Raw genomic sequence first — 15,844 nt, 5'->3', positions numbered from 1 at the left:
ATTCGGATGACCGTTAAAGGGCCCGTTAGTGACGATAAGCTTGAACAGCGGCCTCTGATATGTCGAGCTTTTTCATGAATCCCAAACCTTCAATCCCCAGAAATTTCTCAGTTTTTGTTGTCGTACTGAACATGTAACGGACACGATTGTTACTAGAGTGAGCCGTCACTGTAAACGCCGGACGCTCCATAGTACAAACAAACGCGATAGGCTCTTGTTCTAAATTAAGCAGTAGAATGCCATTACTTTCTTCACGAAAGAATCCGTGAGTATCATGAGTCTGGTGTTCTTCATCGCGGACAAAAGTAAAGCTATTGTACTGGAAAGTTTGCGTAGTCATAGAGCGTCCCTTTATGTTCGTATGTATAATCAAATATAACCTAATTGGGTTATATTTGCAAGCAATAATGTTCATTATTAGCAATAAAGAACCAGAGAAAACCCATGAAATACCTACAGAAAAAAGGCGCCATCGGCGCCCTATTGAAACGAATAAGAGTTGACTAACCCACCAGTCCCCCTTGCTCAAAACCCAGAACTGACTCTGGTTGGCTCAAACGTTTCAAGTCCTCATTTGTCGTAGTTTGGGGCATAGTCAAATGTATATCTGAACATGTTATGCCCAACGCAGAAAAATGATCTCTAACCAACGCTATCCCCGTGCGCTCATCGGGGCAAATACAGTGAATAAACTGAAGGTTAACCGTCAACTGGAATTGATGACTCGGGTTATGAGCTATGCATTGAGGCTCATCGAACACGGCAACAAAATGACGTAAGTGGTAACCATCCTTAATCGCTACTGTTCGCATACAGCCTCCTTAAATACCTCCGGTTGATCGAGTACGGTTTCAGCATCCACAACAGATTCACCAGAAAACTCAATCCCTTCCCCTTCTATGAGCCAACCCGATATTGCACAGATTAAGCAAGCGTCAGCGCGCTCGCTCGCCACTGAGTAAATCGCAGCACTTGGACCGGACGCCCACACGTGGTCGCTAAAGATCTGACCGGATTCCTCATAAAAACCCAAAACTGTATGCTGTGTTTCAAACTCCGTATGGTGCAGCACTATTTTTACTCTGCGATCAGGAATGTGAGTATCAACCAAAACATAGTAGTAACCGGCGTCAAGCACTTCGATAATCGTTGCTTGCTTGTCTTTACGAACGCCGCTTTTCACCTTAATCTCTTGTCCAATTTTAATCATACCCGCCACCAAAAATAACCTATTGTGACTACATTATATAACCTAATTAGGTTATTATCAACTTTTTGGGCTGAAGATGATTAAAAATAACCGTATGTGATTACGCGATAAGCGTCTGTTGCGCTAGTACAAAAAAAAGAGCACCGCAATGGGTACTCTTCTAGTGATCGCAATCAGTTACAAAGCTGCGCTACTGGCTATTGAGGTTCAGTATTAATTGACGTGATTTACAATATTCACCGGCTTCATAAAAGTCTTTTGCTTTTTGTAGGTTCTGGAGTTGTAATTGACTCACTGGCATCGACCCGTCTTCAACCATCTGAAGCAGAACAAACACACCTTTGGCCTGTGTCTCACATTGCTCTTCTGACATTGCAGCGAGCGCCGGAAAAGCAAAGAGTGCTGCTACCATTAATATCAATTTCATAGTTCGTCGTCCTTTTAGTTACGCTATTAAAAAACTTTGCCTTCAACCAAGCCGGTTGACAAGCACCAATCGGCCTTTGCACCAAAAGATTGGATCAAGGACGAAAAATACTGACCAATAAATGCCCCAACGCCGAGCCACGCTTTGGGGCTTGGGCAATTCCCTAACAATCGGTGAGCCGCTGATTTCGACCCTCGAGTACTGACCATCGGGTGCCGCCCCGACGCAATTGCTGTAATAACATCAAACATTTTGGTCGGCAGCTCCCTTATTCGAGCATGCTCCGCTACCGAAAACGGTCGTAACAACCCTGTTGTCTCGAAAGAGGGATGGGCGACAAAGGGCGATCCAATCTTTGGAGATTGATACCCCGCGATGAGACTTGCAATCTTTGTTTCGTGACCTTGGTAAACATTGTGTTTGAAGTTGAGGCGTTTATCTTGAATCTTTTTAGCAATATGAGGTTTCACGGACCACGCGGAATCATCAACAGTCTCATCAAACACCGTTCGAATCGGCTGTCGAGTGACAGCGGCTGGTGGACGCAAGCATTCTAAGTTGATTGGCGGTAATCCATCTGACACCGCGACTATGCAAGCACGAGGACGCCCTTCAAAATCCCCCCAATCATTGCCATTGACCACAGTGGATTCAAATCGATAACCCTTAAGTTCGCGCTTAATGAGATCGAGAGTCTGACTATTGATAAAGGCTTCCGTGTTCTCGATGAGGATGAGAGCAGGATTGAGCGCACGCAAAACGGCGATTGTGGGTATAAACAGAGTGCCCACCTCTGGATGAGACAGATCGCGCCGCTCAAGTGGGGAAAGCTTACTCTGACCTTGGCAAGAGTAACCAACCTCGACGAAGTTAACCTCACTCAGTGCGCCTAGCTCAATATCTCGAATATCGGAACATACTGCTGTTGCATTTTGGTTTATGCCCTGCCATAGCGGGTTGGCCTCAAGTTGAACGGTCATAGCTAGTGGATCTAATTCATTGGCAAATCTCATCTCGGTACGAAAACCCTGCGACTCAAGCCCTCTCGCAATTTTAAGTGCTGTGTAACCGATCCCTGAGAACAAACTTCCTTTAGTCACTACGCCGGATCTCACATTCGCCAATAGGGAACGCTCACGCGACATCTTTGCGATCTCGCTACTTTTCGCCGAAATCACTAAGCGATCTTTCTCAAACCGAACTTTAACCATGCTCAGTCCATTCAATGCGGCGCCCGTTGCGCGGTCGCGCAGCTCCACTAACTCACCGCGCCCAGTGTCCATCACCGACTTCTTCCCATTTGGATCAGCAAAAATCTCAATGCGATGATGTCCGCGCCTAACGCCCAGCTTGGTACCGGCAACAAGCCCCATTTTCTTTAACAAATGGGAGGCGTTAATAAACACCCGAGAGACGCCCGTATTAAACTGTTTCACTGAGTAGTCCATCTCAATAGCAATCATATAAAGCTCCCTTCAATTGCCAGCGCACGCCACAATGACGCGCGCTAAACACACTCATAGTTGAATCGATACCGCGATCGGGCAATGATCTGACAACATATCTTCCACACGCGACACGCCGTTTTCATCACCAAAGTCGTAGGCCATGGCACGTGATACGGCCAATTCAGGTGAATACAAAATATGATCAATAGGTTTGGGGTATTTCGGGTGACACCCACGAACGCCGGATACCGCATTCGATAATGCCTGAGAAGGCGACACATAGCCCAAGAACCCATCATCAGCATGGTCAAGGCGACGGTTGAAGTCACCGAGGATCACAATATTGCGGCCGCTGTTGACTTGGTTGGATGCCCAGTCGCCCACTAGTGGCAGCTGACGGGCCAGTTTTCGACACGTTTTCGAACTGTTCAAAGCTCCATCAAAACAGCCACTCTTTAGGTGCACATTAAGCAGAGATAGGTTAGCGCTACGCAAGGTTAGCGATAAACCATAGCGAAGGCTCCCGCCCATGGCCATCGACTTCACTTCAGAAACAAGCACATCATCGGCTGATAGCGCCGCGATGCGAACGGCATAGCCGACACGTTGAGCCGTGGATTGATTACTAGTGCCACGACAATCATAGCGACTTGAAGGACGGCCTGACACAAACAGTGTGTATTCTTCAGGAGGAAAAACCCGGGCTAAGGCGTCGGTGTTTTCGACTTCTTGTAGCGCATAGATGTCAGCATCAATCTTCTTCACATACTCACTCAGCGCCGCGTAGTCGCTGTTGGAACGTGGTTTACAACCTGCCATAGATTCCGCCGCCAAATGCTCCATATTCCAAGTAACCACCTTTAGCGAGGATTGAGCAAATGCCACTGGCGCCACCAGCAACCCCAATATTAGTGTAACAAAGATTTTCATAGTCTCTTTTTCCATATCAACAGTGTATAATTAATACTATTTCAATTTTATTAGGTGTTCAATATAAAGTTATCATAATAAGGTAATCATTTAACTTTGCGTGTTTACAAAAACCAATCACATTGTTATCATAATAAGACAACAAAATAAGGACGCGACCAAATGAGTAGAATTTATATTGCAAGAGTTAATATGCACTCCATCTTGTTTCAACCCGTATCAGACTTCTCTCGTATCGAGAAGCACAACATTAAAACAGCAAGAGACAGCGGTATCGCTCTATCCGGATACTCTGACTTTAACGGTTCTGGTGACTTGCTAAAGGCTGGATTTGGCGTTGGTAAATCCATAGAACTGAACTTAGAAACTTATGAGTTTGAGATTTCAACGCCAACGGTAATCACGAGTAACCAGTTTGAAGCTTACAAAAAAGCGATAAGAAAGGCGGAAAGAACCACGGAAAACATTGAAAAACGTGCACGCACAACCTTAAAACAATCCTTTTCTACTGCCAGCTTGCACCATCAGATACAAATGCTCTTCGCCGAGTTCAATGTAGTTGGCGGTACCATAGATTTTGCAGAAGGTAAAAACCAAACCTTCACTTACAAACCCCGAACTGGCAGCGCCAAAGGGCTAGCAGACAATGAACAGGCTCTGGACCTCATATTGACCGCACTAAGCATGTAACCCAATCACGCTGACGAACATAAAGCCCACTGATTAATCAGTGGGCTTTTTTTACGTCACCACTAACGCAACGCCCAGCAAGGCCACAAGTCATCACCCAAACAAGAATTTTAGAATTATTGATACTATAATTTCCGAATGGTAATGACGTTGATGAGGTGTGAGATGACATGCTCCAACTGTACTGATGGGATTTGCAATAACATGTGTTCGAACGAACAAGACGCAGAAGCGCCCAATCAAACCGCGCAGCGACCGCGTAAAACGCGACTGGAATTTGAACTAAAGAACGCCACTGCACATAGCATTTTTCAAGTGGTCGCTGTCGTTATTTCTGGGCGCAAGCAAATAACGTTGGCGGACGAAAGCGGCGATCTCATAGGACTAGCCGAACGCGCCAGACCCTATTGTTTCCCAACAGTGAAGCAGGCTGCACATTTCGCCACGAAAGGCCCCACACTTGGATCTGCCTACAAAGCATACAAAGCCAATTACGCCCATTGCAATGCCAGCATTCGATGTGAAGATGGGCACTACCTTGTCCCGCTGTATCAACTAAGTCCGACCGGAGCTCACAGTAATCAACAGAATAATCCTCAGTTCAGAGATGTAGAAACCAAGATTGAAGACCGCGAATCAAAAACATTAGAAGGCGAACTCATACAAAAAGGAAGCTTACTCGCCACAGCGCTAGATTTGGAATCAGAAGCATACGAACTACTCAACAAGATCAAACCACAAGAAAGCTCGTTCACGCGTCGCTGATTGTTGCCCTACGGCGCCAGAAGAGGAATCACATCTCGATTCAAGTTGCAATCAAATACCGGACGAAATATAATCATTTTAAATTATCAATAACCAAATTAGGTGATTTCCATGACATCGTCCAACGCTGCGGTCAAACGGGTCAAGAGCGAACAAGAAAAAAGCCTTGACCACGTCGCGCAGACAGAGCTAATGGCGCACATTCGCTCACAAATGAAGTCCGCCGGCATAAACTATTCAGAGCTCGCGGATCGTATGACAGCTCTCGGTCGAGAAATCAGCGTGCAAGGTCTTAGAAACGCATTAAGCAAAGGTACCCACAAAACGTCATGGTACTGGGACTTGATGAAGATGATTCACAAACCACCGGTCAAGGCCCTGCCATTGGCGGAGCTCAATGCGATTTCAACCCAAGAAGTGGCAGAACACGTTCGCAACGCAATGAGACTGCGCAACCTAAAGCATGCAGAAGTCGCCGAAAGACTCACCGACATGGGGAGGCCAATTTCCATCCAAGGCCTAACCAATAAACTGAGCAAAGGTACCCATAGAACGACGTGGTATTGGGATGTCATGAAAGTGATCAATGCCGCTGATAGCAATTGTGTAGCCCTACCCCAGTGGGACATGGGCCGCGGCAGCTTACATCGATTATGGATAGCGCTTGGGGCGTTAGCGGCATCCGGTGGCGAGGCCAGCCTCTCAGAGTTGGTTAACCGAACCCGCCTGCCGAGAAGCACAGTAGAAAATGCGTTAATGAAAGTCATTAATGGCCAAGTTCCATCACTTGTCATTGAGAGAGACAAAACGACTTTCACTGTTAAAAGCTGGGGAACCCTGATCAACAAGACAGAGTTAGAGCAGAATTTTCTTGAATACACTAAGACTGTGGACAAGAAATAACGTTGGTCTACCGCGCCTATCAACAGCAGGATCTCACCAACGCAGACAAACAAAAAAGGGCACCCGATGTGCCCTTTTGTATAAGGTCGTTTAGGCTCGCAACTTTCCGAACTCAGAATCTGGGCATGTCATGATCTTATTGACCATTGAGGCCGACGCTCGACGCGCTCGTCGAATAACATGATGATGCGTCGGCCATCGGCACCCAAACGCGTAATCAAATGAAACAAAGACTTTCTCGGCTTCAATTATTTTGAGCCACTGTCGCTTGACGCTATCGTAGTAGTAATACCCCTCAATACTCTCTCTACAAGATGTATAGGTTTTGGCCATCAAATCAGACACCTGTTGATTGTAATCAGTCATTGTCAATCTCCCTCTCTGACACCCAACCAATATAACCTAATTGGGTTATATTGGTCAAGAGATAACTCGTCGGTTGAGTAAAGAAATAGCGACATTAATAATCGAAAAAGATTACATATAGAATTGGCGCCACAGGCGTTGGGTTACACAAAAACAAAGCACTGGCCACTAGCAAGCAACACTGAAGCTGCACAGCCATCCCATGAACGACCATCCGAGCAATATACAAAACCATCATGACAAAAAGGCACATAACTCACACGCTTATCGTCTTCCGGTAGACTGCCAGTGTAATTCATACCGAAGGACACCAGATATCCATCGATCCAAGCGTGTACGTTGCGCTGCCCTTGGCGCCGAGCTCGGGCTTGCCCCGCCAACGAAATCTTCACCATCGTCGCTGTATCTTGGGCACGCAGCTGAACGTAACCGACGTGAGCGACGACCTTGCCCTTGTGAGGCCCTGACATCGCGACCAAACTGAATAGGCCATTATTCAAATTGCGATAAACCCGCACTCTGTCGCCGGCGTTAAACTCCCGTGATTTATAACCTAGCATTACAACCTCCCCTCAGCCACGCCGCAACTCACCCAGAGCTGATCGAAGCGAGGGTTTCTACGCAAAGAAGCGCCATCTAATCCATAACCTCCGTACACCAACTCTTCCGCAGTCTCAAAGTCAAAGCTAATGAGAGAGAAGTAGCGGCATTCGTCGATATCGAATGGCCAGTACAGACCTGCCGTGAGGTCGAAGTGATGGCCATCTTCGCTAACATTCCACGCATGCTCGATAGCGATCCCCGTAGGCAATAGGACGTACCCCAAGATATATCGACAGCTAAGTTGAGCAGAGATGACAAATGCATTGGTATAGCAAGCTTTCGGCAAAATATCGTCCAGTATCCAAGAGTCGCCATGAATCGGCACCCCCGTCCGCACACTAGAAACCTGAGTAAGCGCCGATGAGTTGACCAGATAAGTCGACTGAATGGCTTGTAAGATACGGGCTAAGGATGTCATGTTTTCACCATTTATATAGGTTATTCATATCTATTGTAACCTAAAACAATTACATTAACAATGTAGGTAATCACATTAGATTATCAATAGGCCGCAATGTTACTTGCGGCTTTAGCGTTATCTATCGAGGGTTACTGACGGATGAGCTGGTGCAAGTCATCAAGAACATGATCATCGAGGCTGGGCAATTTGGTATTGAGTTGGCGACTGTTCACCACGTGTTCAGCCTGCTGCGCCGGTGCACAACCATGCACGTTACCGTGATCAGGCACGTTGCTAGTCGGAATGTCCATATCAGTCTGACTACTTTGCCCTAGCTGGTGGGTACTATCATCACTACGTGCGGCGTCATAACGTTCAACAAGCTTGTCGTCAAAAGCAAAGTGCTTCGTTGGCAAATAGGATTGTTCATAACCCGACGCGAACACGTCAAACGTGGTGACGTCTTTGACAAATCGATAATCCACCATTTCGAGTTGAGGGACACCTCCCTTCATTACCTCTTGAGTAGCAGCAAGAGTGGCCACATAAGCAGGCACCCACAGCTTGATTGGACGCTTACTGTCGGTGGGTTTATGAAAGCGCTTAAAATACGCATCGCCTTTTTCGCTGCGCTCATTACGATAGAACGTTTCTCCACCATTCGTATAGCGATTCAGAGAGAAGAAATCTTTACGTTTATTTGAGCCAAACGAACGACGAATAACCGGAATAACTTCGACGCTAAATTCATCTGCCGGAATGTTTGGATTATCTTGCATAAAGGCAATCAGTTCTTGCAGAGCTATGTAATGCTTTGGCGTCTCATTGGTTGAGTCGTTACTGCTTGAAAGAAAGGCATCCAAACTTTCTTGCGCCGGTGCATTGACGTACATATCTTCGTCATTCTTCGTCAAGTGCGAAGTATACAATGCAGAATCAACATCAACAGAACCCGACGATTGGTCGATGTACCGCAGAATAAACTCTGGTCGGTAACGGCCAGTCCCCTCTTTGCACTCGAGACATCGAAGCATAAACTCTTTCATCGCTTGCAAATCGCCATTAGCAAATAGCTGGGCAGAGGACAGCTTAGCTTGTCGCGTAAAAGCGGTATTGCGCAGTTCTGCGGCAGGGTTGCGCGGATCGAAGCGCCCTGCTGCAAGAACTATGGTTGTATAGCCTTTCTCAATGGTTTCAAGCTTACTCAGGCCATTATGGATCGCCGCGTTCGCCCAGTTAGCGGTAAAAGACTGACTGCCAGATGGACGGCAATCTTGAAATATGATCACTCCCCCCTTATCCCCTTCAGCAGCAACAACATGAGTTTTTCGCTCGCTCGCGTTAGCAATGTCCTTGAGCTCAGGGCGAGTGCGCCCACTATTTAATGGGTTATCGAGAGGACGTAATCGTACCGACACCACCTGTTGTGTGTACAAGTCTAAGCCAGTTACGAAATGGTCAGACGGATCGCGCGCTGTCAAGTCATAAGCGTGGACGCGAAGCGCTATATTGCGCGGAGAGACAGTAGAGAAAGAGCGAGAGTTTGCGGCTTCGAATGCCTTTTTGAAGTTCATCATGATAATCACCAATAAATGTAGAAGAATAACTAAACATCATTGTTATCATAATAAGAGAATGCAAAATAATCAATATTTATTTTTAATCTTGACAAAACAAATACCAACCAAATATAAGCGCAACAAGACATATCAGCAAAACAATAAAGAGTAAGGTGGTCATAATCACATCCATAGTTTAAAAAGATTTAGATCAACACATTGATCTGTTTGAATAACAAGCCCATAAGCGTAAAGACACCCTCACACCTATCTGCATGGTCGCAAGAAGCGCTTAGATAACCAAAAAGCCGCCTAGAATAGTTCCTGCATAAAAATTGTGGTAAGCCAACAGCTTACCACAGCATCGAACGAAAACGCCCTATTGTTCTAAACGTTGGGCATTAAAACTTTTCATCTCTCGACGAGCACGATTCAAGCAAGTTTCCCATGAAAGCCGCTTATCTGACTGTCTAATTTTCTTTGCATATTCACGTACTTTCTTCTCGTATTCATTGTCAATCATCATCTTATCCATCACAAATGTTATCATAATAACAGCAACACTATACAACATGCCGCAGGCCGTCAAGATAAAAATAACCACAATAAATTACCCACCTAACCAAATTAGGTTGAAACCAAATTCAAGTGCAGTTATCATAATAAGATACAGAACGAGGGCTAACCTATGACGAAAACAGACATCACATCACTTGAAAACGTAGTACTACCACTAAACTCAGATCAACTGGGTGCTCCCTACTCTCCGGATCACTCCGGACCACTTGCCGGACAAGATGGAGACGCTATTGAAGGCGATCTGGTGGTTTTTCTATCAGATGGACAGGTCTGTTGGGATACCAACGATGAACGAGAGCCTTACCACAATGTCAAAGCCGGTGATTGCATGTGGATTTATGACTTCCAAGCACACAATGACGGAACATACTCACATTCATTCCACTACATGTCAGGCCGCTCCACCATTGCGACCCAGTGCCCTATGGTGCTTATCTACCAGTCCTTTGATGTAGGTTACGACCAGCCTATGTACGATCGCATCAACACAGACATATCGCCAGACTACACATAGACTTCAGAAAATATGATATAACTATTATTATCAGAGATCTAACCAAAGGAGCGGAACAATGATCAAGGAACTACGTTCATTCAGTAAAAATAGTAGCACCGCAGAATTTGAGTGTGTAACCGGTACTGTTGTCGATGTATCGTTCACAGCCGCGGGAGACTACAGCACTCAATCTCGCGAAACCATCATGGGAACAAATGAGGGAACTATTATCAGTAGCGGCGCGCTGGATGCCACGTATTGGCTTGAAGATGAACATGGCAAAGAGCGGCAGCACATGATGTTGTTCGGTAAAAAAGCGGGTCAAGCCATACGCAAAGGACATAAAGTGTCCGTGATTATAATCAAACACAAAGACCACCAGCACGACTGTGCATTAGTAAACCACAATACTGGCATCGTATTTCATCAGTCCGGTCATGACATTGCAGAAAGTACCAAGTTTGAACGATCTGATGCTACTGTACTGAGTATTATTCTAGCGATTGGGCTCTCAATGTTTTGCTTTTCGTCACTAGGCATGAGTTTTACGGTAGTCGCCAGTATGTTTGCTGGCATCTTGTTTTTTGGCTATATCATTGGTCGAAGCAATAATGAACAAGTAGAAGATCAGCTCGAAAAGCATGTCACTGAACTAGGTGACGAGCTATTAGCGGCACATGAACACTGATTCCCAGACTGATTTAAGGGGTATGTTCCACACGTCATACCCTTTCAATTCTATCATGTAGGAGCTTGAGCGCATTGTAGGATACAACCAAGTGCCGGATAAATGTCGCCTGCTTTGATCGCCCACTCTGCCTGTGACCGTCTGCCAACAACTCCCCCACACCACGACGCTGGGCATCATATTCAGCCACTTTCGCACCATTCGATTCACTCAAGAAGTACTCCAACCGAGCGACCTGATCTGCCGTCAGTAGCTTAGGGGAGAACAGTCGAATAAAGCCGACCCCGCCTTGACGTACGATACGCCCTCTCAGCTGATGCAACTGAGTCAGGCCAAAGCGCTCTGGGTGCAGCACATAAATATCCTTTAAGTCGGGTAAATCTATCCCTACCTCCACCGCCGTTGATGCCACCAATCCAAGTGCAGTCCCATCGCGCATTGCGCTTAACGCGGCACTGTTGTCGTCACTATCACGCTTTGAATGCACCAACCGCCATACGTCCCCAAATTGCTGCTGCATGCGCATAAAGAGATCTTCCACACTAACCAAGTCGTCAAACCCATCGGCGTCTGATTCAGTCGTTAAGGGACAAATAATGAGTGTTTGCCGCCCTTGACTGATGGATGCTCTGATGTCGTCGAACATCAAACGACGGCCGACCTCTTCCATATACAGCTTACCTATAAATTCTTTCTCCACGAAGCATTTGGTCAATGTATGTGTGTGGTAGTGGCCAAGCAGAGTTCCAGCGATGGTTCTTGGGATCGGTGTTGCCGACGCAGCTATGTAATGAGCACCGCGGGAACGGTAAAAATCTCGCTGTGCAACGCCGAGGCGCTGTTCCTCATCAACGATCATGGCATAAGGGATAAACTGCTCTTTAGTAGAATCTCTGTGAATAACTGCTGAAGTGCCAACATAACAAACCCCTGCTTGCTCACAGACCATTTCATCTGTATTCGACGTAACCAGTTTGAACCGATCGCGAAGAGTCGGAAAGGTGCTACAGAAAACATTGTAGGTTTGAATTGCGAGGTGCTCAGCTGGCGATAGAACGATAATTGATTTCTCATTGATCAGTAGCTGGTGGACAATCATCGAAAGCACAGCAGTTTTCCCATACCCCACGTCCCCATAAATTAGGTGACTAGAAGTCAGCGGGTTTTCGAAGTGCTGGAGAACATCAATCGCTATTCTGCGTTGTTCCCTAGTTGGTAAGAATGAAAATGCCAGCACCGCCTCCTTTAGTGCATTCAAATCTAGAGAAATTGGGTCGATTGGATATTGGTGAGTTTTCTCCGCTACTATCCGCTCTACAAATACGCTTGTTGCCAGCACCTCCATGTCTTCTTTCGCTTGAATCGTTCGCTGAATATCGCTGGTAGAATGAACAGCCAGTATCAGGTCGAGAGCGGTGGGAAACGCGATACCAAACCTCTGACAAACCTCATCAAACTGTGCATGTGTTGAAATGCCTAGTTGCTTGTACAGTAATTTTACGGCTCTGCGACACCACTTTTTGTTTTGAAGGGACTCCGTAATGACTTCTCCCATAAATTGCTTCGGAATGCCATTGTGAGGCGCATAAATACCACATGGTTCATTCATGGCATTGGGATGGACTCGAACATCAGATAGAGCAAGTTTGCCATCAATACTGCAAACAGAGGCATTAACAGCAAGAGTTTTTCTTCGACCTATGCAATCTGTAATGCGATCGTATAGGTCGTCCGAGTTGTGAAATGATGTGATTTCAAGTTTGACAGCTACATTGTCTGACAAAGTCTGAGCAAGATAGGCAACTGCCCTCACCCACTGTACCTTTGCGTTGGTTTTCGAAGATTCCAGCCGAGCATTACAGTTGGATTTGAATCTAAGAAGAGCAAATACACGAGTTCCAATTCTAGAGTTAACAAGGTCAGCGCGAGACGAAATCTCTGGAAGAACGGTTTGTATTGTCTTTGGAGTCTGTAGCAGCAAAAGCGCTCGATCTTCATCATCAAGATTGGTTCGTCCTCGATTACTTGACATCTCAAGGGCATCAGCATGTCGATCTGCTTTTCTCTCATTGGCTACCATAATGCAGTTCCTACGTTGTCGTCACAACTGTTCCAAGTGCAGGTGATCACACCCACATAGAAAATATTATACCTTATTTTTCATAGAGTGGTCGTAATCGTAGATTGATTGCGAGAAGAAGCCGAGCCGATGTGTTCAGACACCAATAAATAACCCAAATAGGTTACTTTTTATGAATAGCCATAACCTTTTCCATTGACTTGTTATCATAATAGGAGTAATATGAGTGGTAAGTAGCTAGGAGAAAGAAATATGACACTAACTCAAAATTTGATGGTGATTGTTCCTATCATCGTAGCATTAATCAGCGTTTTGCCTCTCTTGCAAAAACGCAGTGCAAGAATAACCAAGGAACAGAGAATCCGCGAACTTAAAGCAATGAAACGCTTAGTGCTAGACAATCTGACATGGTCATATATCGAACAAGAGCACTGCGAGTTAAGCTTACTTCATTCAAACATCAGTAATCGAAATAAAGTGCGCGCTCAAGTCCAACTTGAACATGGCATGAAACTCAGCCCTCGAAGCGCACGCAGTGATCTAAATACGCTACTCGAAAAGATTAATAGTAAGCTCGACGCATTGGAGAAGTAGCCCACCGTACAACCATAAATTTTTTTGACCACTTTATTATCATATTAAGAGGAATGACACAATGGGACATCTAATCGAAGTAGCGCAGAAAGCAGTGCGTGTCACCGCAACCAGTGGAAAGTCGCTGTACATTCTGAACACTCTGGCTGGTAACAGCAGGGTTATCGATAATGAGACAGGGAAGTTCTCTCGAAGCTGGGCAACCGTGGCTCTAGGCAATGCCGAGACCATAAAATCAAAAATCGGCGAGCTGGCTAAATCAGCGGGAAACCTCTCGATCAGGAGCTGGCGGGGACGTGATTTCACTGAATCCTCGTACAAAACACGCTGCATCAAAACACTCACTAACGCCACAGAGTTACGAGCAGCAATGGAAGCCTCACCGCACTTTGATAGTCTTTTTGGTTTGATGCAGGTAGTCGTTTCACTGAATGAACTAGAGTCTAACCCTGACAGCCGCAAAATGTTTATCGAACTAGCGATTGCGCATTTAGATTCTGAAGATTGCAATAAGCTTCAGTATGCTATCGATGACACCGGCATTGAAACCGATGTAATGCTCACACTATCGATGCATAAGCAGCAACATATCGACCTACTTGTAGCAATGACTGAAATCGCTAGCGAAGAGATGAGCTGGACCGCATATTTAAAAGCCCCCGTTGATGATCAAGACCATGCTATTTTCGAAGCCATAAAAGGCATCAGAGATAGCGGATTAAGCACGCATTAATTCCAGTTCAAATGCAGACAAAAAAGCCACCCGAACTGTTGGGGTGGCTTTTAGCTATTTTGGTCACCGATCTCATCAAGCAATATTACTGATCACTCGGTGAACATAGGCCTCATTAACCGCTTCGGTCTCCAGATAATGTTGCACAGTGGATTTACGGACTTCGTCATCAATATCAAGTAACGTAATGAACTGAAAACGTTGGCGTCGAGACATGGTCTTTAGCACTTCGCTAGATTTGAGAAAGAAGTTGAATTCGAATTGGGATATGGTTTTAGACCCATCGATTACTATTGGCTCAAGCGCCGCTTTGATGTCCAACAATCGATGCATCACCAATGAGAACTCTAGGTTCGCGACTTGCACTATCTCTTTAGCTAGCGTTTGCAGTTCATCGTCTCGGTAGTAGAAATCGAGATAAAAGGTGTGGGTCTCATTTGACCTCCCCACTACAGACATTTCAACGCATGAGACGGAACCAGACTGCGTAGGAGTTGCAATGTAGTGGTTCATGTCCACTTTGAACTCATCAGTAAGGGATTCCAAGCGCTCACTGCGAGCCGATGACAAGGACAACTGCCCCTCTTGACGTTTGAGACCCAAGTTTAGCAGCTTGTTGTCAACGATAGGCTTTTGCATGTTGTGGGGTAGCTGTAATGCATCATTAAAGCTCTTTGAATTTAACGTGACGATCACATTGGAGGCTGTCTTGCACAGATAGCACTCATAACCCCATAGCTTGAGAACAAAACTAGATTCAGTCGTAGACTCAAGAGAGACCTGTGAATCCTGAAGGACTCGAATATCTTTCATTGTCGACAGTAGACGATCAAAAAACTCGAGGCGCCCCACATCCTCAAGATACAAGCGTTGGATGAACACACGCCAAGGAAAACGGCTTTCTCTGTCGCGTACCGCATTGCGAAGCATTACGTAGATTTTGAACAGCAGGGGATGAGTCTTCAGCGATAGCACCGGAAATGGGAAAGCGTGCCGGCCTTCAAACATCTTCGTGACAAATTCATCCGATACAGTGAGCAGGTAGATGCTATTCAGGGCATTTTGTAAATGAGGTTCATCGTAGGTGAATTCACTCACTGATGACTTAGATAAAGAGCCCAAATTGACTGTTTGACTGAGTAACTCAGCCTTTTCGATATAGCGGTATTGGGTGTATTTGATAGGCGAGTCATTTGCCTCATCGGGCTTGATCTCAAATATGGTTGTACTCAATCGCAAGATAGCTGTGTGTACATCTTTGACGCTGACATCTGAGTTGCGGCTACGGCGGCAATACTCCAACACTTTGAATACACTGACTGGAAACTTATTACTAAAAACGTTCACTTTGAAGAAGTCGTAGTTAAGCTCCA

18 protein-coding genes are annotated in these 15,844 nt (G+C 45.7%); 7 read left to right on the top strand and 11 right to left on the bottom strand.

Features of this window, described 5'->3' with window-relative positions:
• Positions 1–25: 25 nt before the first annotated feature.
• The 5 genes from AC6R1O_RS10815 to AC6R1O_RS10795 form a co-directional block, all read right to left on the bottom strand.
• The gene (locus AC6R1O_RS10815) at positions 26–340 is read right to left on the bottom strand and encodes a hypothetical protein (RefSeq protein ID WP_500656989.1); all 315 of its coding nucleotides are present in this window, start codon (positions 338–340) and stop codon (positions 26–28) included.
• Between the two features lie 459 nt (positions 341–799).
• On the bottom strand, positions 800–1,210 hold the full coding sequence (locus AC6R1O_RS10810) for a hypothetical protein (protein ID WP_500656988.1): 411 nt from the start codon (positions 1,208–1,210) through the stop codon (positions 800–802).
• Positions 1,211–1,400: 190 nt separating this feature from the next.
• On the bottom strand, positions 1,401–1,637 hold the full coding sequence (locus AC6R1O_RS10805) for a hypothetical protein (protein ID WP_500656987.1): 237 nt from the start codon (positions 1,635–1,637) through the stop codon (positions 1,401–1,403).
• Positions 1,638–1,663: 26 nt separating this feature from the next.
• A complete protein-coding gene (locus AC6R1O_RS10800) occupies positions 1,664–3,100 on the bottom strand; it encodes a DNA cytosine methyltransferase (RefSeq protein ID WP_500656986.1) in 1,437 nt (478 codons plus the stop codon).
• A 54-nt stretch (positions 3,101–3,154) separates the two neighbouring features.
• The gene (locus tag AC6R1O_RS10795) at positions 3,155–4,015 is read right to left on the bottom strand and encodes an endonuclease/exonuclease/phosphatase family protein (protein WP_500656985.1); all 861 of its coding nucleotides are present in this window, start codon (positions 4,013–4,015) and stop codon (positions 3,155–3,157) included.
• Positions 4,016–4,177: 162 nt separating this feature from the next.
• Here AC6R1O_RS10795 and AC6R1O_RS10790 point away from each other — a divergent pair, with 162 nt between their 5' ends.
• The 3 genes from AC6R1O_RS10790 to AC6R1O_RS10780 all read left to right on the top strand — a co-directional run bounded on the left by AC6R1O_RS10790 (position 4,178) and on the right by AC6R1O_RS10780 (position 6,373).
• Positions 4,178–4,705 (top strand): hypothetical protein, encoded by a 528-nt coding sequence (locus AC6R1O_RS10790; protein ID WP_500656984.1) that lies wholly within the window; start codon positions 4,178–4,180, stop codon positions 4,703–4,705.
• Positions 4,706–4,909: 204 nt separating this feature from the next.
• Positions 4,910–5,470 (top strand): hypothetical protein, encoded by a 561-nt coding sequence (locus AC6R1O_RS10785; protein WP_500656983.1) that lies wholly within the window; start codon positions 4,910–4,912, stop codon positions 5,468–5,470.
• A 111-nt stretch (positions 5,471–5,581) separates the two neighbouring features.
• A complete protein-coding gene (locus AC6R1O_RS10780; RefSeq protein ID WP_500656982.1) occupies positions 5,582–6,373 on the top strand; it encodes a DUF6471 domain-containing protein in 792 nt (263 codons plus the stop codon).
• A 90-nt stretch (positions 6,374–6,463) separates the two neighbouring features.
• On the opposite strand, the gene AC6R1O_RS10775 is transcribed toward AC6R1O_RS10780, so the two are convergent.
• The 4 genes from AC6R1O_RS10775 to AC6R1O_RS10760 all read right to left on the bottom strand — a co-directional run bounded on the left by AC6R1O_RS10775 (position 6,464) and on the right by AC6R1O_RS10760 (position 9,319).
• Positions 6,464–6,739, bottom strand: coding sequence for a hypothetical protein (locus AC6R1O_RS10775; protein WP_500656981.1), 276 nt, complete (start codon positions 6,737–6,739; stop codon positions 6,464–6,466).
• A 143-nt stretch (positions 6,740–6,882) separates the two neighbouring features.
• Positions 6,883–7,299 carry a L5-gp82 domain-containing phage-derived protein gene (locus AC6R1O_RS10770; protein WP_500656980.1) on the bottom strand — a complete coding sequence of 139 codons (417 nt, stop codon included), beginning with the start codon at positions 7,297–7,299 and terminating at the stop codon, positions 6,883–6,885.
• Entirely contained in the window at positions 7,299–7,760 is a 462-nt protein-coding gene (locus AC6R1O_RS10765) for a hypothetical protein (RefSeq protein ID WP_500656979.1), read from the bottom strand. Before AC6R1O_RS10765 ends, AC6R1O_RS10770 begins: the two co-directional genes overlap by 1 nt.
• Positions 7,761–7,891: 131 nt before the next feature.
• Positions 7,892–9,319: a hypothetical protein gene (locus AC6R1O_RS10760; protein WP_500656978.1), complete on the bottom strand. Its 1,428-nt coding sequence runs from the start codon at positions 9,317–9,319 to the stop codon at positions 7,892–7,894.
• A gap of 670 nt (positions 9,320–9,989) precedes the next feature.
• Here AC6R1O_RS10760 and AC6R1O_RS10755 point away from each other — a divergent pair.
• Entirely contained in the window at positions 9,990–10,394 is a 405-nt protein-coding gene (locus tag AC6R1O_RS10755) for a hypothetical protein (protein ID WP_500656977.1), read from the top strand.
• Positions 10,395–10,452: 58 nt separating this feature from the next.
• Positions 10,453–11,064 carry a hypothetical protein gene (locus AC6R1O_RS10750; RefSeq protein WP_500656976.1) on the top strand — a complete coding sequence of 204 codons (612 nt, stop codon included), beginning with the start codon at positions 10,453–10,455 and terminating at the stop codon, positions 11,062–11,064.
• A gap of 34 nt (positions 11,065–11,098) precedes the next feature.
• Here AC6R1O_RS10750 and AC6R1O_RS10745 read toward each other — a convergent pair whose 3' ends face one another.
• The gene (locus AC6R1O_RS10745) at positions 11,099–13,144 is read right to left on the bottom strand and encodes a helicase-related protein (protein ID WP_500656975.1); all 2,046 of its coding nucleotides are present in this window, start codon (positions 13,142–13,144) and stop codon (positions 11,099–11,101) included.
• A 252-nt stretch (positions 13,145–13,396) separates the two neighbouring features.
• Here AC6R1O_RS10745 and AC6R1O_RS10740 point away from each other — a divergent pair, with 252 nt between their 5' ends.
• Both AC6R1O_RS10740 and AC6R1O_RS10735 read left to right on the top strand, forming a co-directional pair.
• Positions 13,397–13,738, top strand: a complete 342-nt coding sequence (locus tag AC6R1O_RS10740; protein ID WP_500656974.1) for a hypothetical protein — start codon at positions 13,397–13,399, stop codon at positions 13,736–13,738.
• A 61-nt stretch (positions 13,739–13,799) separates the two neighbouring features.
• The gene (locus AC6R1O_RS10735; RefSeq protein ID WP_500656973.1) at positions 13,800–14,471 is read left to right on the top strand and encodes a hypothetical protein; all 672 of its coding nucleotides are present in this window, start codon (positions 13,800–13,802) and stop codon (positions 14,469–14,471) included.
• 75 nt (positions 14,472–14,546) lie between these two features.
• Here the strand turns inward: AC6R1O_RS10735 and AC6R1O_RS10730 are convergent.
• The coding region (locus AC6R1O_RS10730; RefSeq protein ID WP_500656972.1) for a replication initiator protein RctB domain-containing protein at positions 14,547–15,844 on the bottom strand (1,298 nt) is incomplete at its 5' end.

The organism is Vibrio sp. R11-SG3-ISO3-SZ, assembly GCF_059834345.1.
Note: the sequence above shows the minus strand (reverse complement) of the source record. Positions and strands in the feature narration are given on the sequence as shown.